The sequence below is a fragment of the Neorhizobium galegae genome, from assembly GCF_017877135.1.
Classification (GTDB): domain Bacteria; phylum Pseudomonadota; class Alphaproteobacteria; order Rhizobiales; family Rhizobiaceae; genus Neorhizobium; species Neorhizobium galegae_A.
On sequence record NZ_JAGIPH010000003.1, the window covers coordinates 206,702 to 226,227 of the forward strand.

At 63.0% G+C, this 19,526-nt stretch carries 17 protein-coding genes; 12 read left to right on the forward strand and 5 right to left on the reverse strand.

Features of this window, described 5'->3' with window-relative positions; all coding sequences use genetic code 11:
* Positions 1 to 138: 138 nt before the first annotated feature.
* The gene (gene moaA / locus J2858_RS11240) at positions 139 to 1,125 is read right to left on the reverse strand and encodes a GTP 3',8-cyclase MoaA (RefSeq protein ID WP_245365816.1); all 987 of its coding nucleotides are present in this window, start codon (positions 1,123 to 1,125) and stop codon (positions 139 to 141) included.
* Between the two features lie 210 nt (positions 1,126 to 1,335).
* Here moaA and J2858_RS11245 point away from each other — a divergent pair, with 210 nt between their 5' ends.
* The 3 genes from J2858_RS11245 (at position 1,336) to J2858_RS11255 (ending at position 3,623) form a co-directional block, all read left to right on the forward strand.
* A complete protein-coding gene (locus J2858_RS11245) occupies positions 1,336 to 1,722 on the forward strand; it encodes a gamma-butyrobetaine hydroxylase-like domain-containing protein (protein ID WP_210104904.1) in 387 nt (128 codons plus the stop codon).
* Positions 1,723 to 1,725: 3 nt separating this feature from the next.
* Positions 1,726 to 2,937 carry a low temperature requirement protein A gene (locus J2858_RS11250; RefSeq protein WP_210104905.1) on the forward strand — a complete coding sequence of 404 codons (1,212 nt, stop codon included), beginning with the start codon at positions 1,726 to 1,728 and terminating at the stop codon, positions 2,935 to 2,937.
* Between the two features lie 77 nt (positions 2,938 to 3,014).
* Complete coding sequence (locus J2858_RS11255; protein ID WP_210104906.1) at positions 3,015 to 3,623, forward strand: pyridoxamine 5'-phosphate oxidase family protein; 609 nt, start codon at positions 3,015 to 3,017, stop codon at positions 3,621 to 3,623.
* A 50-nt stretch (positions 3,624 to 3,673) separates the two neighbouring features.
* Here the strand turns inward: J2858_RS11255 and J2858_RS11260 are convergent, their stop codons facing one another.
* The gene (locus tag J2858_RS11260) at positions 3,674 to 4,744 is read right to left on the reverse strand and encodes a GGDEF domain-containing protein (RefSeq protein ID WP_210104907.1); all 1,071 of its coding nucleotides are present in this window, start codon (positions 4,742 to 4,744) and stop codon (positions 3,674 to 3,676) included.
* Between the two features lie 236 nt (positions 4,745 to 4,980).
* Positions 4,981 to 6,369 carry a class II fumarate hydratase gene (gene fumC / locus J2858_RS11265; protein ID WP_210104908.1) on the reverse strand — a complete coding sequence of 463 codons (1,389 nt, stop codon included), beginning with the start codon at positions 6,367 to 6,369 and terminating at the stop codon, positions 4,981 to 4,983.
* 427 nt (positions 6,370 to 6,796) lie between these two features.
* Between fumC and J2858_RS11270 the strand changes: the two genes are divergently transcribed.
* Positions 6,797 to 8,794 (forward strand): L,D-transpeptidase family protein, encoded by a 1,998-nt coding sequence (locus tag J2858_RS11270; protein ID WP_432443340.1) that lies wholly within the window; start codon positions 6,797 to 6,799, stop codon positions 8,792 to 8,794.
* Between the two features lie 87 nt (positions 8,795 to 8,881).
* Here the strand turns inward: J2858_RS11270 and J2858_RS11275 are convergent, their stop codons facing one another.
* On the reverse strand, positions 8,882 to 9,580 hold the full coding sequence (locus tag J2858_RS11275) for an HAD family hydrolase (protein ID WP_348635478.1): 699 nt from the start codon (positions 9,578 to 9,580) through the stop codon (positions 8,882 to 8,884).
* Positions 9,581 to 9,793: 213 nt separating this feature from the next.
* On the opposite strand from J2858_RS11275, the gene rpiA reads away from it, so the two are divergent.
* The 3 genes from rpiA (at position 9,794) to gor (ending at position 12,623) form a co-directional block, all read left to right on the forward strand.
* Positions 9,794 to 10,489: a ribose-5-phosphate isomerase RpiA gene (gene rpiA, locus J2858_RS11280; protein WP_210104909.1), complete on the forward strand. Its 696-nt coding sequence runs from the start codon at positions 9,794 to 9,796 to the stop codon at positions 10,487 to 10,489.
* A 17-nt stretch (positions 10,490 to 10,506) separates the two neighbouring features.
* Positions 10,507 to 11,070 carry a DUF2059 domain-containing protein gene (locus J2858_RS11285; protein WP_210104910.1) on the forward strand — a complete coding sequence of 188 codons (564 nt, stop codon included), beginning with the start codon at positions 10,507 to 10,509 and terminating at the stop codon, positions 11,068 to 11,070.
* A 158-nt stretch (positions 11,071 to 11,228) separates the two neighbouring features.
* Positions 11,229 to 12,623, forward strand: coding sequence for a glutathione-disulfide reductase (gene gor / locus J2858_RS11290; protein ID WP_210104911.1), 1,395 nt, complete (start codon positions 11,229 to 11,231; stop codon positions 12,621 to 12,623).
* Positions 12,624 to 12,641: 18 nt separating this feature from the next.
* On the opposite strand, the gene J2858_RS11295 is transcribed toward gor, so the two are convergent.
* Positions 12,642 to 13,919, reverse strand: coding sequence for a pilus assembly protein TadG-related protein (locus J2858_RS11295; RefSeq protein ID WP_210104912.1), 1,278 nt, complete (start codon positions 13,917 to 13,919; stop codon positions 12,642 to 12,644).
* Positions 13,920 to 14,174: 255 nt separating this feature from the next.
* On the opposite strand from J2858_RS11295, the gene J2858_RS11300 reads away from it, so the two are divergent.
* The 5 genes from J2858_RS11300 to bluB all read left to right on the forward strand — a co-directional run bounded on the left by J2858_RS11300 (position 14,175) and on the right by bluB (position 19,521).
* Positions 14,175 to 15,548 carry a class II 3-deoxy-7-phosphoheptulonate synthase gene (locus J2858_RS11300; RefSeq protein WP_210104913.1) on the forward strand — a complete coding sequence of 458 codons (1,374 nt, stop codon included), beginning with the start codon at positions 14,175 to 14,177 and terminating at the stop codon, positions 15,546 to 15,548.
* A gap of 162 nt (positions 15,549 to 15,710) precedes the next feature.
* Positions 15,711 to 16,145 (forward strand): GFA family protein, encoded by a 435-nt coding sequence (locus tag J2858_RS11305; protein ID WP_210104914.1) that lies wholly within the window; start codon positions 15,711 to 15,713, stop codon positions 16,143 to 16,145.
* Positions 16,146 to 16,220: 75 nt separating this feature from the next.
* Positions 16,221 to 17,897 carry an NAD+ synthase gene (locus J2858_RS11310; RefSeq protein ID WP_210104915.1) on the forward strand — a complete coding sequence of 559 codons (1,677 nt, stop codon included), beginning with the start codon at positions 16,221 to 16,223 and terminating at the stop codon, positions 17,895 to 17,897.
* Positions 17,898 to 17,992: 95 nt separating this feature from the next.
* On the forward strand, positions 17,993 to 18,823 hold the full coding sequence (locus J2858_RS11315; RefSeq protein WP_210104916.1) for a TolB family protein: 831 nt from the start codon (positions 17,993 to 17,995) through the stop codon (positions 18,821 to 18,823).
* Between the two features lie 8 nt (positions 18,824 to 18,831).
* Positions 18,832 to 19,521, forward strand: a complete 690-nt coding sequence (bluB, locus tag J2858_RS11320) for a 5,6-dimethylbenzimidazole synthase (protein ID WP_210104917.1) — start codon at positions 18,832 to 18,834, stop codon at positions 19,519 to 19,521.
* Positions 19,522 to 19,526: the final 5 nt, after the last annotated feature.

The window sequence follows — 19,526 nt, forward strand, 5'->3', positions numbered from 1 at the left end:
CAGGCCGCAACGGGTTTGCGACCGAAAGCGGGCAAAAATCAGTCAAAACACGGTCGCCGCCTTGTTCCGGCAGACGATGCGGCGGCCCGCCGCCGGGGTCGCAGCATGTGTGTCCATGGTGCAACCGGCCCGATTCGGTCAGCCGCCGGTGACGCTCATGTGGCGCGACACGGCCGGGCGGTTGTTGCGGTCGATGATGAAATCATGGCCCTTCGGCTTGCGCGTGATCGCTTCGTCGATGGCCGACGACAGATAGGCGTCGTCGGGAGACGCGCGCAGCGCCGTGCGAAGGTCCGCCGCATCGTTCTGGCCAAGGCACATGTAGAGCGTGCCGGTGCAGGTGAGGCGCACGCGGTTGCAGCTTTCGCAGAAATTATGCGTCATCGGCGTGATGAAACCGAGCCGGCCGCCGGTTTCTTCCACCCGCACATAGCGCGCCGGACCGCCGGTCTGGTAGCCGATATCGGTCAAGGTAAACTGGTCGTCGAGCGATGCGCGCAGCTGCGACAAAGGCAGGTACTGGTCGGTGCGATCCTCGTCGATCTCACCCATCGGCATGGTCTCGATGACGGTCAGGTCCATGCCCCGGCCGTGGGCAAAGCGCAGCATCTCCGGGATCTCGTGGTCGTTAAAACCTTTCAGCGCCACGGCATTGAGCTTGATCTGCAGGCCTGCCTTCTGGGCGGCCTCCATGCCCTCCATCACGCGGGCAAAGTCGCCCCAGCGGGTGATGGCCTTGAATTTTTGCGGGTCGAGCGTGTCGAGCGAGACGTTGATGCGCCGCACGCCGCAATCGTAAAGTTCCTGCGCATAGCGGGAAAGCTGCGAGCCGTTGGTGGTCAGCGTCAGCTCGTCGAGCGCGCCCGCTTCGATGTGACGGCCGAGCGCGCGCACCAGAAACATGATGTTCTTGCGCACCAGCGGCTCGCCACCGGTCAGCCGCAGCTTGCGCACGCCCTTGGCGATGAAGGCGGAACAGAGACGGTCGAGTTCTTCGAGCGTCAGCAGATCCTTCTTCGGTAGGAAGGTCATGTTTTCCGCCATGCAATAGGTGCAGCGGAAATCGCAGCGGTCTGTCACCGAGACGCGCAGATAGGTGACGGCCCGCCCAAACGGGTCGATCATCGGCTGGCGGTCGAGGGTGAGCGGCGCATGGGCACCGTCAAGGGCGATGGGCGGCTGGACAAAACTGTTCAAGGCAATTTCTCCTTAAGCGCCAAGATGGGTCTTGATGCTTGTGTCGTCAAGTCGGATAGGATGCGGGTCTGTCGCCGCGCCTGCCCTTGCAAGGAAAGCGCTGCGCTCCATCTTGCTCTCGTAACGGAAGATCCCCCGATGAGTGACACTTACGACCAGGCCTGGCCGACCGAGCTTCGCGTCTCTGAGGATAAGCGCCTGCTGACGGTTGCCTTTGACGATGGCAGGCGGTTCGAACTGCCGGCCGAAATGCTGCGCGTGCTGTCGCCATCCGCGGAGGTGCAGGGCCATGGTCCGGGCCAGAAGGTGACGGTGCCGGGAAAGCGCCTGGTCGGCATCCGCAATGTGGTGGCTGCGGGTAACTATGCCGTGCGCATCGCCTTTGACGATGGTCACGACAGCGGCATCTTCACCTGGCGCTATCTCAGGGAACTCGGCGAAACGGGCGATGACCTGTTTGCCGCCTACGAGGCCGACCTTGCCGAGAAGGGCCTCAACCGCGATACGCCTGCGATGGCGCGCTAGGCGATGGGCGAGGGCGAAGACGACGCCGGCGAACTACTGCGGGAGGAACGCCAGGAGGACAAGCGCGTCGGCTTTCCCGAACTGTTCTTCGACCTGATCTTCGTCTTTTCCCTCATCCAGCTGTCGCATTTCATCGTCACGGATTTCACGCCGCTCGGCCTGTTGCAGGGTGGCATGATCGCGCTGGCGCTCTGGTGGCTGTGGAACCACACCGCCTGGGTGATGAACTGGCTCGATCCGGAACATGGCGCGGTGCGTGCCATGCTGTTCGGCCTGATGTTCTTCGGCCTTCTGCTGTCTGCCGCCATTCCGCACGCCTTTGACGAGGCGGGGCTGATGTTCGCCGGCGCCTATATCGCCATGCAGCTTGGCCGTTCGCTCTTTGCCATCTATGCCTTCAAGGAGGTCAATCCGGCGGTGCGGCGCAATTTCGGCCGCGTCTCCGTCTGGTTTGCCCTGTCCGGCTGTCTGTGGCTTGCCGGGGCGCTCTCTGAAGAGGAGACGCGCGTCATTCTGTGGCTTCTGGCGCTCGGTGTCGATTACGCAGCTCCGGAACTGCGGTTCTACGTGCCCGGTTTCGGCTATTCGCGCACGCGCGACTGGGACATTTCCGGCGAGCACATGGCCGAGCGCTGTGCACTCTTCGTGCTGATCTGTCTTGGCGAAAGCGTGCTGGCAATCGGGCGCACCTTTGCCGAGGAAGAGATCGGCGTTCTGCTGATGGCAAGCTTCTGCGGCGCCTTTGCCGCAACGGTGCTGATGTGGTGGATCTATTTCCATTTCGGCCAGGCTAGGGCGAGCCACGAGATCGAAACGACCGACGAGCCGGGCGAGGTGGCGCTGCATGTCTTCACCTACGGGCACATGCCGGTCGTGGCCGGCATCATCCTGACGGCGGTGGCCGCCGAGCACCTGCTGTCCCATGCGCCGGAGGCGGGCGATGCGCAGCGTTCTGCCGTGATCCTGGGCGGGCCGCTGCTTTTTCTTCTTGGCAATCTCTGGGTGAAGCGCATGACGACCGGCCGGCTGCCCGCCTCGCACGTTGCTGGAATCGGCCTCTCCATCCTGCTGTTTTCCCTGGCACCCTTTGTCTCCACGCATGTCACGGGCCTTGCCGCGGTTGCGCTACTTCTGGTGGTTGCCGTATGGGAATACCGCAAGCTGGCACGTCGCGGGATAGAGCCGCAGGCGATCGATGGACAGAGCAGCGAATAGCGCCATCGCCGTGCGGCTTCGGCTTGCCTCCCAGCCTCTGGCGCACTAGCGTCCGCCCGTTCACCGGAGAGCATGACATGACCATCATCGACAGCGTGGAGGCGCTTCGCGCCATTTATCAGCAGAAATCGGAGGCCTCGCTTGCCAAGGTGACGCCTGTGCTGACGGAGCCCTACCGGCAGATGATCGAGGCTTCGCCCTTTGTCGCGCTCGCAACCGTCGGACCGGAAGGGCTGGACTGTTCGCCGCGCGGGGATCTCGGCGGCGTGGTGCGCGTGATGGACGCCAGAACCGTGGCGCTGCCCGACTGGCGCGGCAACAACCGGATCGACAGTCTGGAAAACATCGTGCGCGATCCGCGCGTGGCGCTGATGTTTCTCGTGCCCGGGTCCAACACCGTGATGCGAATCAACGGCCGCGCGGTGATTTCGGTGGATCCGGAGCTTCTCGAAAGCTTTACCATGGATGGGCGTCACCCGCGAAGCGTCACCATCGTCACCGTGGATGAAGTGTATTTCCAGTGCGCGCGCGCCGTGATGCGCGCCGAGCTTTGGAACAGCGATCATTATGTCGATCCGGCAACGCTTCCGACACCCGGAGACATGCTGAAGGCGGCGAAGGCCGACTTCGACAAGGAGACCTATGATCGCGAATGGGCCGCACGCGCCGCCGCGACCATGTGGTGAGCGAAAGATCAATCGAGCACGTTGTTGGTGGATGGGAGAGGCGGGGCGGTTCAGCCCCGGTAGATCAGCCAGCTCTTGCCCGCATAATCCTTGGCCATGCCGTCCTCGAACAGCATGGTGCGGTTTCGTCCGCCGTTTTTGGCGCAGTAGAGCGCCGTATCGGCCCGGGCATACAGCTCGCCCGGATCGGCGGCTTGCGAGCCCATGGCAAAGCCCAGGGACAGCGTGACGGGGCCGTAGTCGACACCGGTGCGGGAATTGCGGAAGGCGCGGCCGTTCAGCGCCGTTCGGATGCGCTCGCACATCTCCATCACCTCGTCCATGGTCTTGTGGGTGGCGATGATGGCAAATTCCTCGCCGCCGCTGCGGGCAACGAAAATATCGCGCGGCAGGCCGGCACGTATGATGCCGGCAACCGAGGCGAGGATCTTGTCGCCGACCGGGTGACCGAAAGTGTCGTTGATCTTCTTGAAATGATCGATGTCGGCCAGAATGAGCGCGGTGACGGGAAGCGGCATGGCATCGTCGTAGAGGCTGGAGAGCCGCTCGTCGAAGGCACGCCGGTTGGCAAGGCGCGTCAGCGAATCGGTGTTGGCGATGCGCTTGTACGTATCGAGTTCCTTGCGCACTGCCTCCATCTCGCGTGAGCGCTGCACCATGCCCTCGACGGTGCGCTCGCCGGAGGCAAGCGTTTCGCCGGTGGCGGTGGCCAGAAGATTGATGGCGCTTGCCAGAAGCTCGGCCGAAAGCGCGTTCTTGGCGTTGACGCTTTCCTGCGTCTGGAAGAGAAGCTTGTTATAGCTTTCAAGCGAGGCCTTTTCCTGCCGCAGCAGTGCAAGCACGCCCTCCAGCTCCGCCTGGATGCGGGTTTGCGCCCGCTCCACCGCCGTTGCGCCCTGGTTGCCGAGATGAAGTGCCGCGAGCTGATCGAGGTCTTCCTGACGGGCGCGCGGCGCAAGCTTGGTAAAATCGCGCGACAATTCCGCATTGCTGCCGACCATCGCCTCGTAGAAAAGCTGGTAGTTGCGCGGGATGGGTGACACGCCCATGCTGCGCATGGCCTGCAGGATGTGACCGGCGATTTCCACGATAGGGGCCTTGGGCCCGGCCGCCGATGTCATTGCAATTCCTCCGGCTTACACTCGGTATTACACGGTTAATCCTGCAGAAAGCTTTAAAAGCAAGATGTTGGAAAAGCCTTAAGATGGCGCAGCGACAAGAAGGGGCTGTCGGGGCCTCGTTCCCCGCCAAACCTGTTGATCCGGGGCCTTGATCAACAAAAAGGGCGACCCTCAGGCCGCCCTACGATTGCGTCAGATAATGATTGGTCCGATCCGACCGGAGCAGCCTGCGCGGCTTACTTCGGGCCGATCATGTTTTCCGGACGGACATACTGGTCGAACTCCTCGTTCGTCAGATAGCCGCCGCCGACGGCCTCTTCGCGCAGCGTCGTGCCGTTCTTGTGGGCGGTCTTGGCGATCTTGGCGCAGGCGTCATAGCCGAGCTTGGAGTTGAGTGCGGTCACCAGCATCAGCGAGTTTTCGACGCCGCGCTTGATGTTGTCCTCGCGGGCTTCGATGCCGACGACGCAATTGTCGGTGAAGGAGACGGCGGCATCGCCGAGCAGCTGCACCGACTGCAGGAAGTTATAGGCCATCATCGGATTGTAGACGTTGAGCTCGAAATGGCCCTGGCTGCCGGCAAAGGTGATGGCGGCATTGTTGCCGAAAATATGGGCGCAGACCTGGGTCAGCGCTTCCGACTGGGTGGGGTTGACCTTGCCGGGCATGATCGATGAGCCCGGCTCGTTTTCCGGCAGGGCCAGTTCGCCGAGACCGGCGCGCGGGCCGGAGCCAAGGAAGCGGATGTCGTTGGCGATCTTGAAGAGGGCGGCCGCTGCCGCATTGATCGCCCCATGCGAGAAGACCATGGCGTCATGGGCGGCAAGCGCCTCGAACTTGTTCGGCGCGGTGACGAAGGGCAGGCCGGTGATCTTGGCGATTTCTTCGGCGACTTTTTCCGCAAAGCCGACCGGCGCGTTAAGCCCGGTGCCAACGGCGGTGCCGCCCTGCGCCAGTTCGTAGAGGCCGGAGAGGGAGACCTCCAGCCGCTTGATGGCCGAGGCAACCTGCGCGGCATAACCGCCGAATTCCTGGCCGAGCGTCAGCGGCGTTGCGTCCTGCGTATGGGTGCGGCCGATCTTGATGATATGGGCAAAGGCCTTGGCCTTGGCGTCCAGCGCCTGGTGCAGGTGCTTCAGCGACGGGATCAGGTGGCGCACGATCTGCTCGGCGCAGGCAATGTGCATGGCCGTCGGATAGGTGTCGTTGGACGACTGGCTCATGTTGACGTGATCGTTCGGGTGAACCGGCTTCTTGGAACCCATCACGCCGCCCAGCATCTCGATGGCGCGGTTGGAGATGACTTCATTGGCATTCATGTTCGACTGCGTGCCGGAACCGGTCTGCCAGACAACGAGCGGGAAATGCTCGTTCAGCTTGCCGTCGATGACTTCCTGGGCCGCCGCGATGATGGTCTCGCCGAGCTTGGCGTCCAGCCCGCCGAGAGCCATGTTGGCGCGGGCTGCTGCCTGCTTGACGATGCCAAGCGCGCGCACCACGGACAGCGGCTGCTTTTCCCAGCCGATCTTGAAATTGCCGAGCGAGCGCTGCGCCTGGGCGCCCCAGTAGCGGTCGCTCTGCACGTCGATCGGGCCAAAGGTATCGGTTTCGGTGCGCGTGGTCATCTCTAAGCCTCTGTGTGACAAATGGGGTCGTGACACCGGGTTAGCCAAGCCACCGGCGCCGCGCAAGATCGGGCGCGCGAATTACTATACGAACAGCGGGCGACTGCAAGCGGAAGGGTTTACGCGCCGGTCTGTGACGACCTGTCGGATCCGCGTTCGCAGGCGTGCCTTGAAAGACACGCCCATGGATAAAATCGTGCGCGCATCCGACCGCTCACGCCAGCGTGAAACGGCATTTCGACACCGGTTAGAAAAAATTAACCTGTGGTTTCTTAAGGTTCTGGAAACGATAACGACGAAGCAGGCGCATCCATGCAGGCCCTGCGGCGTTTGTCGTTTGCTTTTCACGGCGCGCCGCTTCCGTTAGAGACTGCGGAATATGTCGAACGCACGCTGATTCACGGCTCACAAGGTGACGGGGACAACATTGTCGCACTCCCAGAAAAAGACTTCGCTCGCGCTTGCCCTCCTCTCGGGCATTTCGTTTTCCTCGATGGGTGCCGGACATGCGCATGCCCTGACGCTGATGGAGATGCTGCGCGGTAACCGCCAGAGTGTTCAGGAACAGGTGGAAAGCCGCAGCCGGACCGTTTCACCGGCCCTGCAGCGCCAGGTCGACCGCAGCGATCCGGAGCCGCTGCCGAAGGTTTCCGCCCCGAAATACCTCACCTACAAGACGGACGCGAACCGCCAGATCCGCACGCAGGGCTTTGCTGCTGCCCACGCGACCGACCAGACGCGGTTCCTTACCAATGCGACGGTGAGCGCCCCTGCCGATGTCGCCGCCGCCGTCGAAGCCTATTACACGAAGGGCGGCGCGCCGCTCTGGGTGGAGCAGGGCGATGTGAACGAGCGCGCCCATGCGGTGCTAGCTCTCTTTGCCAAGGCGGAAGATTTTGGCCTCGATCCGGCCGACTACCAGCTTGCCGTGCCGACCATGACGACGGCAAGCGTGACGCCGGAGCCGGCCGCAGCGCCGGCCGTGGCTACCGCAACGCCCGCCGCGAATGCAGACGTGCCGGCAACCGCCGCAGACGCGTCGACGGCTGCAACGCCGGCCCAGCCTGCACAGGTTCCGGCAGCACCGGCGCCGGCTGCTGCGGCCCCCGCCACGCTTGCCGACAGCCACGACCGCGACCTCATGCAGTTCGAACTGGCCATGTCCGCCAAGATGGTGCTGTTTGCCCAGGATCTGGTGCGCGGCCGCGTCGATCCGAACCGTCTGTCCGGCTACCATGATCTGAAGCGCCGTGACTTCAATCTAGACGGTCTGCTGGCCTCTGCTGCCGCAGCGCCGGATGCCAGCGCCTATCTGCAGGGACTTGAGCCGACGGGTGCCGAATACCGCACGCTGAAGGCCGAGCTTCTGCGCCTTCGCGCCGAGGGCACGAGCCAGGCGCAGGCCGTGCATCTGCCGAGCGACCTCGTTCTGAAGCCGGGCAATAGCAGCGCGGAAGTCGCCCATGTGGTGGCCGCCATCCAGCATCGCGGTTCCGCTGCCCTCAAGGCCACCCATGCCGCAACCCTTGCAAGCTACCAGGCAAGCCCGGATTACGCGCCGGAGATCGTCGATCTGGTGAAGGGCTTCCAGCAGGAAGCCGGCCTCAAGGCCGATGGCGTGATCGGACCTGCCACCGTGCGCGCCATGGTGGGCGAGACGAGCCAGAACAAGCTCGAGAAGCTTGTCGTTGCCATGGAACAGACCAAGTGGCTGCCCAACACGCTCGGCGACCGCTATGTCTTCATCAACCAGCCTGCCTTCCGCGTCTACTATCACGACCAGGGCCGCGAGCAGTTTTCGATGCGCGTCGTGGTCGGATCGAAGTCCAACCAGACCTATTTCTTCCAGGACGAGATCAAGACCGTGGAAGTGAACCCCTACTGGGGCGTGCCGCAGTCGATCATCATCAACGAGATGCTGCCAAAACTGCGCCAGGATCCGAGCTATCTCGACCGCCTGGGCTATCAGGTGGAAGTGGGCGGCAAGGCCGTCTCTTCGACGGCGGTCAACTGGTACGGTTCGACCCAGTCGGTGTCCGTGCGCCAGCCGCCGTCGAGCGACAATGCGCTGGGCGAACTGAAAATCCTCTTCCCCAACAGCCATGCCATCTACATGCATGACACGCCGTCGAAGAGCTTCTTCCAGAAGGACATGCGGGCTCTCAGCCACGGCTGCGTGCGCCTGCAGGAGCCGCGCAAGATGGCGGCTGCAGTGCTCGGCATCAGCGAGCAGGAAGTCGGCGCCCGTATTGCCCAGGGCAAGAACCAGGCGCTGCCGGTGACGGCAAAAATCCCGGTCTATATCGCCTATTTCACCGCCTGGCCGAACAAGGACGGAAAGGTCGAATTCTTCGATGACGTCTATGGTCGCGACGACGCGGTGGTGAAGGCGTTCGAGGCAACCAGCAAGGCGCGCGGCGCCTGAGACAAGCCTTTTCTACAGACAGCAAAAAGGCGGCTCGGTGGGCCGCCTTTTTTTGTTTGGGCTTGAGACTCGGGAAGGGAGCTTCGCTCAGGCCGCCTTGTGCTGCGCCAGCACGTCCTGGATGAGGTCGACCGACAACTGGTCGAAATGGGAGATGACGCGGGTCGGGTCGAGCGTGTCGACGGGCACGTCCGAATAGCCGAAGGTGACGGCAATCGAGGCGACGCCGGCGTTTCTGGCGGCCAGAATATCGTTGACGCTGTCGCCGATCATCACGGAACGGGCGGGATCGCCGCCGGCTTTCTCGATCGTGCCAAGTAGATGGCGGGCATCGGGCTTGCGCACGGCAAAGGTGTCGCCGGCCGTCATCGTCGCAAAGCGTCCCGACAGTCCCATCTGCTCCAGCAGCGGATAGGCCAGCTCGCCGAGCTTGTTGGTGCAGACCGCAAGCCGCATGCCGGCTGATTCCAGGCGGTCGAAGCTTTCCACCAGACCGTCGTAGATCCGGCTCCGTCCCGGCATTTCGGCCTTGTAATGATCAAGAAAACGCTTGAGCAGCGGCTCGACCGCGCCCTCCTCAAGCGGAGCCTTGCGCAGTTCGAAAGCGCGCCGGATCATCACGCGCGCGCCCTGGCCGACGAGATGCGTCAGATCGTCGAAATTGACCGGGGCAAGGTCGGCCACCGCAATCGTGTGGTTGAGGCTGGCGATGAGGTCCGGTGCGGTATCGATCATCGTGCCGTCGAGATCGAAGACGACGAGGGCGGGGGGCACGGAAAGGGTCACGGCAGGCCTCTGCTTTCAAAAAGGGGACGCCTGCCCGATTACGGTCTTGCGCTGCAAAAAGCAAACGGCCCGGGATTTTCGCAGGCGCGCCCACATGCTTTTCCCTTCATCTGCGACAGCGGAACCCGGTATAACATGCATGCGGGGGACTTTTGTTTGACAGGCGGGGCGTGTAAACAGCTTGCGGCGAAACAGACGGGGAGCGAGCGGCGCATGGACGCCCGGGACATGAAGGTGAAGGCAGCCGAAGCGGCCCTTCAATATGTGGAAGACGGCATGCGGCTGGGCATTGGCACCGGCTCCACGGCGGAAGAATTTGTCCGGCTGCTGGCGGAAAAGGTGGCCGATGGCCTGTCGGTTCTCGGGGTCCCGACCTCCGAGCGCACGGCGCGGCTGTGCCTGGAGCTGGGCGTGCCGCTGAAGTCGCTCGATGAACTGCCGCAGCTTGACCTTACCATTGACGGCGCAGACGAGGTGGACGGGCATTTGACCCTGATCAAGGGCGGCGGCGGCGCATTGCTGCGCGAAAAGATCGTGGCGGCCGCCTCGGCGCGGATGATCGTGATTGCCGACGAAACCAAGGTCGTGGAGACGCTCGGAAAGTTTCCCTTGCCGATCGAAGTGAACCCGTTCGGCCTTGCCTCGACACGCATTGCCATCGAGACGGTGGCCGCACGGCTTGGCCTTGCCGGCGACATCAAGCTTCGCCGTTCAGGTGAGGATGTCTTCACAACTGATGGCGGTCACTACATTTTCGACGCATTCTTTGGCCGTATTCCTGATGCAGAGGCTCTTTCGACCGAGCTGAATTCCATTCCCGGCGTCGTGGAGCACGGGCTTTTCATCAACATGGCGTCCTTCGCGATCATTGCCGGAGCGGCAGGAGCGCGGACGCTGAAGGCGAATTAAGACAGGAGCAACGAAGTATGATCAGACAAGCCGTTCTCGGCCGCGCCGCGGCGCTCGCAATCCTTTTCTCAGGCGCCATGTTCGGCGCGACGGCGCAGGCGCAGGAGGTCTCGGCCGACCACCTGAAGGCCGCCCGCGACGTGATTGCGGCCCTCAAGGCAACCGAGCGTTACGATGCCATTCTTCCCGGCCTCGCCGAGCGTCTGAAGAGCGAGTACATCACCGCTTCGCCGAACTTCCAGGATCAGATTTCCAAGACGGTTGACGCACAGGCGCTGGCTCTGGCGCCGCGCCGCGCCGATCTGGAGAAGGAAGTGGCAACGATCTTTGCCCGCTCCTTCACGGCAGAGGAGCTGAAGCAGATTTCGGCCTTCTACTCCTCCGATGTCGGCCAGAAGTATCTGAAGACCCTGCCGCTGGTGCAGCGCGAATCCGTTCGGGCCGCACAGATCTGGGCAAACGGCGTGTCGCGCGATCTGACCACCAAGAGCACGGAAAAGCTGCGCGGCACCATCGACGCCAAGCCGATTGCACCGCCGGTGGCGCAGGTGGAAGGCCAGGCGCCCGCCGCCAAGCCGTGATCCCTGCCATTTGTGCATGACAGTCTTGAAAGCCCGGAGCAATCCGGGCTTTTGCTTTTGCAGCGCTCGCATTATATGCGCTGGCAGACCCCGCGGCAGCGGCAGGTCGATCCCGCCTGATGCCGCACCCGCACGTTCAATCCCGACAGGAGTTTTCCATGGCCAGCTACGATTACGATCTTTTTGTCATCGGGGGCGGATCGGGCGGCGTGCGCTCTGCACGTCTGGCGGCGGGTCTCGGCAAGAAGGTGGCGATTGCCGAGGAATACCGGTTTGGTGGCACCTGCGTCATCCGCGGCTGCGTGCCGAAGAAGCTTTTCGTCTATGCCTCGCAGTTTCACGAGCATTTTGAAGATGCCGCCGGCTACGGCTGGACTGTCGGCGAAAGCCGCTTCGACTGGACGGCGCTGGTCGCCGCCAAGGACAAGGAAATCGCTCGCCTCGAAGGGCTCTATCGTCGCGGCCTTGAAAATGCTGGCGCCGAGCTTCTGGATACCCGCGCCGAACTGGTCGATGCCCACACGATCCGGCTGGTGAAGACCGACACGACGGTGACGGCCGAACGCATCATCATCGCGACCGGTGGCACCGCCAATCCGCATGCGGCGCTGCCCGGCCACGAGCTCTGCATCACCTCCAACGAGGCCTTCCACCTGACCGAACTGCCGAAATCCATCCTGATTGCCGGCGGCGGCTATATCGCAGTCGAATTTGCCAACATCTTCCACGGACTGGGTGTGGAAACGACGCTGATCTATCGCGGCCAGGAAATCCTGTCGCGCTTCGACCACGACATGCGCCAGGGCCTGCACAAGGCGATGGAAGCCAAGGGCATCCGTATCCTGCTCACCGACATCATCGAAGAGGTGACGCAATCGCCCGCCGGCGGGCTGACGGCGCGCACCAAGACCGGCGCCACCATCGTTGCCGACCAGGTGATGCTGGCGCTCGGCCGCGACCCGTATACGAAGGGCCTCGGCCTTGAAAAGGCAGGCGTTGCCGTCGATGAACGCGGCGCCGTCATCGTCGACGCCTATTCGCGCACCAATGTGCCGCATATCTTTGCGCTCGGCGATGTGACCGACCGGGTGCAGCTGACGCCGGTCGCGATCCACGAGGCGATGTGCTTCATCGAGACCGAGTATCGCGGCAACCCGACGTCTCCGGACCATGACCTGATTGCAACGGCTGTGTTCTCGCAGCCCGAAATCGGCACCGTCGGCCTGTCGGAGGAGGAAGCGGCTCAGCGGTTCGACGAGATCGAGGTCTACCGCGCCGAATTCCGCCCGATGAAGGCGACACTGTCCGGCCGCGCCGAAAAGATGATCATGAAACTCGTCGTCAATGGCGCCGACCGCAAGGTGCTGGGCGCCCATATTCTCGGCCATGATGCCGGCGAGATGGCGCAGCTTCTCGGCGTCTCGCTGAAGGCCGGCGTCACCAAGGATGATTTTGACCGCACCATGGCCGTGCATCCGACGGCGGCCGAAGAGCTCGTGACCATGTACAAGCCGAGCTACCGCGTGAAGGGCGGCCAGCGCATCGACGGCTGATACGGTTGTTTCCCCGCCTCAGCCGGTGAGGCGGGGAGCGCTGATGACCATACGGAACAGCGCCTGCATGGCTTCCGCTATGCCCTGCGTCGGACTTACCTCGAAGAAATAGCCGGTGGAGGCGCAGGCCTGCATGTGCGGCGAGATCTTTGCGTCGAAGGGTTTGATCCACTTCTTCCACCAGCTGTCTTCGGGCAGCGGCAGATAAGTGGTGTAGAGGACGGCGATCTTGACGCCGTTCTGCTTCAGCGCCGCGCAATAGGAAATGTCGATCGGCTCCTGGCAGCGGGTGTTGTTCAGCACCTGGCTGCAGGTGGGCTTTGCCGCGTCGTAGACGCCGTCTGCCACGAAGAACAACACCTTCTGGCGGTCGGACGCGCTGGCGCCGGTTCCGCCTTTGCCGATGATCGGCTTCAGACTGGTGAGGGCTGAATCGAAATCCGTCAGCTGGTTGCTCTTGTAATTGTTCTTCGGCGTCGTCATCAGGTCCACGAGGTCTGTGGCGCTGCGCACCTTGGCCATGTCGGCACTCATCGCCGAGACTTCGGTCAGACCGGCGGTATCTGCGGTGGCGCCGAATGTGTAGACGGCCATGCGGTACTGGTTGGGAAGCTGCGCATACTGGGTGGCATCATGGGTCAGCGCCTGGGTTGCCTCGCGCACCACGTCGATGCGCATGCTGACGCCGAGCGACTTGGCGAGCAGGTAGTAATTGTCCGCATTGCTCGTCTCGTGGCAGGCAAAGGCACACTGGTCGGGCGTGTTGCGCTTCATGGTGGCGATATCGGTCGTGGTGGCGGCAAGCCCCATCGACGGCGTATTGTCGAGCAGCATGTAGAAATCGATGAAGGCATTGGTCTGGTAGGTCGCCGTGGCCGTGCCCGAGATGGTCAGGCTGTCGACACCGAGCACGCGCATGAAGGCGGTGGGCACCGTGGCAGTGAAGGTAAGCGACGAGAGGAGATCCTTGCCGCTTCGATTGACCGTGACGCCGACATTCGTCACCTGCGCCTGGACATTGCCCATCTGGGCCCGAAACAGTGCCAGCGCATCGCTCGCACCGATGGCAACCGTGCCGTCGCCACCCATGGCAAGGGCTGCCGCCACACCCGGAGACTTTTCCGCCAGCGCACCGACGGCTGCGGCATCGGCAGCCGCCATCAGCGCCATGCGCTGGTCGAGCGCATAGGCGAGATCAACCGCCATGCCGGCCGCGCCGATGAGCGGGGCCGCGATGAGGGCGGTGGTGATGCCGAAATTGCCGGATCGGTCCCGCAGAAGCGAAAGCAAGCGCATGAAAAGCCATCTATCGTGAAAGGATCGTCAACAAGATGCTGCATCATGCGGCGGACGGGCAGCCAGGCGCCCCAAATGACCGACAGTAGAGCGCCAGCCTTGCCGATCCCTCAACAAACACACTTAATGAATGCCTGAAAGAGCAGGGGCTCGCCCCGGCTTCCCGGTCTATGCAAGCCGCCCGCAAAGGTTTATAAGCCGCCAACTTAAGAAACAGCACCGGCATTTTCCGGTGCGAAGGACGGATTGAAGACCATGGCACAGAACTGGACCCCGAACACGTGGCGGCAAAAACCGATCCAGCAGGTTCCGGAATATCCGGACATGGAGGCGCTGAAGGCAACGGAAGCGCAGCTGGCAACCTTTCCGCCGCTGGTCTTTGCCGGTGAGGCCCGCCGCCTGAAGAAGAGCCTTGCCCAGGTGGCAGACGGCAACGGCTTCCTGCTGCAGGGCGGCGATTGCGCCGAAAGCTTCCAGGAGCATGGCGCCGATACGATCCGCGACTTCTTCCGCGCCTTCCTGCAGATGGCCGTGGTGCTGACCTTCGGTGCACAGCAGCCGGTGGTGAAGGTTGGCCGCATTGCCGGCCAGTTCGCCAAGCCGCGCTCGTCCAACATCGAAAAGCAGGGTGATGTGGAACTGCCGTCCTACCGCGGCGACATCATCAACGGCATCGAGTTCAATCCGGAAGCGCGCATTCCGAACCCGGAACGCCAGCTGATGGCCTACCGCCAGTCGGCCGCAACGCTCAACCTGCTGCGCGCCTTTGCGATGGGCGGCTATGCCAATCTGGAAAACGTGCACCAGTGGATGCTTGGCTTCGTCAAGGACTCACCCCAGGGCGAGCGCTACCGCAAGCTTGCCGACCGGATTTCTGAAACGATGGACTTCATGAAGGCCGTCGGGATCACTTCGGAAAACAATCCGGCGCTGCGTGAGACGGATTTCTTCACCAGCCACGAGGCGCTGCTTCTGGGCTATGAGGAGGCGCTGACCCGCGTCGATTCCACCTCCGGCGACTGGTATGCCACGTCCGGCCACATGATCTGGATCGGCGACCGGACCCGCCAGGCCGACCATGCGCATGTGGAATTCTGCCGTGGCATCAAGAACCCGATCGGCATGAAGTGCGGCCCGTCCATGCAGGCCGACGATCTGCTGCGCCTCATCGACATCCTGAACCCGGCCAACGAGGCAGGCCGCCTGACGCTGATCTGCCGCTTCGGTTATGACAAGGTGGCGGACCACCTGCCGCGTCTGATCCGTGCCGTCGAGCGCGAGGGTCGCAAGGTCGTGTGGTCCTGCGACCCGATGCATGGCAACACGATCACGCTCAACAACTACAAGACCCGGCCCTTCGAGCGGGTTCTGTCGGAAGTCGAAAGCTTCTTCCAGATCCACCGCGCCGAAGGCTCGCATCCGGGTGGCATCCATGTCGAGATGACCGGTAAGGATGTGACCGAATGCACCGGCGGCGCCCGCGCCGTTACGGCCGGCGACCTGCAGGACCGTTACCACACCCATTGCGACCCGCGCCTCAATGCCGACCAGGCGCTGGAACTGGCCTTTCTTCTCGCCGAGCGCATGAAGACCGGCCGCGATGAAAAGCGCATGGTGGTGAACGGCTGATCTCTGCCGCGTAGAGGATCGTTTGAGGGGCCGGCTCCGGAAACGGGGCCGGCCTTTTCGCATCCCGCAGTTCAATTTTCCTGACCCGTCCTGTCAGCCGAAGCCATTTGCATGGAAGGTGTCGAAGGGTGAAGATCCTCCGATGCAACAGGAGGACAAGGCATGCAGGACGAACATCGGCCGGCCCATCATGGTGGCTGTCTCTGCGGCTCCGTAAGATTTGTGGTGAGAGGCGAGCGCGGCGGCCTGGTCGGCTGCCATTGCTCCCAGTGTCGCCGCCAGACGGGGCTTTACTATGCCGCCAGCGACTGCGCGCTGGCGGATATCACCATCAAGGATAGCGGCACGCTCAGCTGGTACCGGGCAAGCGACACCGCCGCGCGCGGTTTCTGCAGCCGCTGCGGTTCAGCACTGTTCTGGCAGGGCGACGGGCTTGATCAGGTGTCCGTCATGGCCGGCGCCTTCGACGATCCGACGGGGCTTGTCATGCTCCAGCACATCTACTGCGCCGACAAGGCGGATTTTTACACCATCGCCGATGATGTTCCGCGCTATCCGGCAGGCCGTGCGCAGCCGCCGGTTGATGCGGGCGACTGAACCGGCGGCGCCTGACACCGAAAATTCACCTTCTGCCGCATTGCTCCGGCGAGAGGCGCACGCTAAATCAGAGCCATGACCCAGGAACCCGCCCAGACCCTTCGTATCGCCTATGCGCAACTCAATCCGACGCTCGGCGATGTCGCCGGCAATCTGGCGCTCGCCCGCGAGGCGCGTCGCGAGGCGGCGCTTCAGGGCGCCGACCTGATTGTCTTTACCGAGCTGTTTCTCTCCGGCTACCCGCCGGAAGATCTCGTGCTGAAGCCCGCCTTTCTCAAGGCCTGCTGGGCGGCTCTCGAGACGCTGGTCGAAGATACGAAGGATGGCGGTCCCGGCGTCATCATCGGCCTGCCGAGGCAGGGCGAAAAGGGCCGGCACAATTCCGCTGCCACCATCGATGGCGGCAGGATCCTTGCGCTGCGCGACAAGATCGACCTGCCCAATTATGGCGAGTTCGACGAAAAGCGTGTGTTCGACGAAGGCGAAATGCCGGGCCCGGTGAACTTCCGCGGTGTGCGGCTCGGCGTGCCGATCTGCGAGGAAATCTGGAACGATCTCGGGGTCTGCGAGACGCTGGCCGAATCGGGCGCCGAGCTTTTGATCGTGCCGAACGGCTCGCCCTACTATCGCGGCAAGCTCGACGTGCGCCATCAGGTGGCGCTGCGCCAGGTGATAGAAAGCGGCCTGCCGCTGATCTTCGTCAACCAGCTCGGCGGCCAGGACGAACTGGTGTTCGATGGTGCAAGTTTCGGCTTCAATGCCGACAAGACGCTGGCCTTTCAGATGAGCCAGTTCGAAACGGGGCTGGTGATCGGCGACTGGCACCGCGAGGGCGATACCTGGCGCTCGACATCGGGCCCGATCCTGCCGATCCCGGAAAAGGAAGAGGCCGACTACCGGGCCTGCCTGCTGGGCTTTCGCGACTATGTGAACAAGAACGGCTTCAAGTCGGTGGTGCTCGGGCTTTCCGGCGGCATCGATTCGGCCGTCTGCGCGGCCATTGCCGTCGATGCGCTGGGCTCCGAGCGGGTGCGCACCGTGATGCTGCCCTATCGCTATACGTCGGAAGACAGCTTCAAGGATGCCGCCGATTGTGCCAATGCGCTCGGCTGCCGCTATGACATCGTGCCGATCTCCGAGCCGGTCGAGGGTTTTCTCTCAGCCCTGTCTGATACGTTCGAGGGCACCGAAGAGGGCATCACCGAGGAAAACCTGCAGAGCCGCACGCGTGGCACCATCCTGATGGCGATCTCCAACAAGTTCGGCGCCATGGTGGTGACGACCGGCAACAAGTCGGAAATGTCGGTCGGCTATGCCACGCTCTATGGCGACATGAACGGCGGCTTCAACCCGATCAAGGACCTCTACAAGATGCAGGTCTACGCCATTGCCGAATGGCGCAACCGGCATGTTCCGGCTGGCGCGCTTGGGCCGGGCGGCGAGGTCATCCCACACAACATCATCGCAAAGGCGCCGTCGGCGGAACTGCGCCCCAACCAGACCGACCAGGATTCGCTGCCGCCCTATCCGGTGCTGGATGATATTCTGGAATGCCTGGTGGAAGGCGAGATGGGCACGGATGACGTCGTGGCGCGCGGCCATGACGTGGCGACCGTCCACCGCATCGAGCATTTGCTCTATCTTGCCGAATACAAGCGCCGCCAGTCGGCGCCGGGCGTCAAGATCACCAAGAAGAACTTTGGCCGCGACCGGCGCTACCCGATCACAAACCGATTCCGCGACCGCGCCTAACCTGTTGACCTCTCTGTACTCATAAGCAGAGAGACGAGTTCGCGTCCCCAAAATTCTGCTGATGTCGTGCCGGTCATTTTTCCTGGAGAGCCACCATGCGCAGTTCGATCGAGATCTATGACCTGAAAAGCCGGACATCCCGCGTGCTGTGGCAGACGAAAGCGCTGTTTGAGGCGCCGAACTGGGCGCCGGATGGCAAGAGCCTGGTGCTGAACAGCGAGGGGCGGATGTATCGCCTTGCGCTCGAGGACGGGGCGGAGCCGCAGGTGATCGACACGGGTTTTGCCCTCCAGTGCAACAACGATCACGGCATCTCGGCGGACGGCACGCTGATGGCGGTCTCCGACAAGGTGGAGTTCGGCAAGTCGGCCATCTACGTGCTGCCGGCGGACGGCGGTGTTCCAAGACTGGTGACGAAAAACCTGCCAAGCTATTGGCACGGCTGGTCGCCGGACGGCAGGACGTTCACCTATTGCGGCATTCGCAACGATGTCTTCGACATTTACACGATCGGCATCGAGGGCGGTGACGAGATCCGGCTCACCCATGGCGAGGGTCGCAATGACGGCCCGGATTATTCCGCCGACGGCCGGTGGATCTATTTCAACTCCAGCCGCAGCGGGCGCATGCAGATCTGGCGGGTGCCGGCAGCGGGCGGCACGGCCGAACGGATCACCAACAGCGACTACGGCGACTGGTTCCCGCATCCCTCGCCAGACGGCAGCAAGGTGGTCTTCGTCTCCTATGATGGCGACGTGTTCGACCACCCGCGCGATCATGACGTGCGGGTGCGGCTGATGGATCCGGATGGAGGCAACGTCGAGACGCTGTTCGAGCTGTTCGGCGGGCAGGGCACGATGAATTCGCCGAACTGGGCGCCCGATGGATCTGCCTTTGCCTATGTCCGGTATTTTCCGCAGCCATGAGCACGCAGATGCAGAATCCTGAAGGAACAGGGCTTTGCCCGGCAGCGCCGTTCGACAAGACTGCGCGCGACGCGGTCTATGCGGCCATCCACACCCGGCGTGACGTGCGCGACCAGTTTCTGGCCAAGCCGCTGCCGGACGATCTGGTGCGCCGGCTTCTGGAGGCGGCCCATGCGGCCCCCTCGGTCGGCTTCATGCAGCCGTGGAGCTTTATCCTTGTGCGCGACGCGCAGACGCGTCAGCGCGCCGTCGAGGCATTTTCACGCGCCAACGATGAAGCATCCGCGCTGTTTACCGATGAGCGACAGGCGCTCTATCGCAGCCTGAAGCTCGAAGGGATCGCCAAGGCGCCGCTTTCCATCATCGTCACCTGCGATCCGGACCGGGCCGGGCCGGTGGTGCTCGGGCGCACGCACAATCCGCGCATGGATGTCTATTCCACCGTCTGCGCCGTGCAGAACCTCTGGCTTGCCGCCCGCGCCGAAGGCGTCGGCGTCGGCTGGGTCAGCATCTTTCGCGACGAGGACGTGCGCGCGCTGCTTGGCATTCCCGGTCGCATCGAGATCGTCGCCTGGCTTTGCCTCGGCTATGTCGATGAACTTTATGACGCGCCGGAGCTGGCATTAAAGGGCTGGCGCCAGAGACTGCCCCTCGACGACCTCATCTGCACCGAAAGATGGAAAGACCCGGACCTCTGAACGAT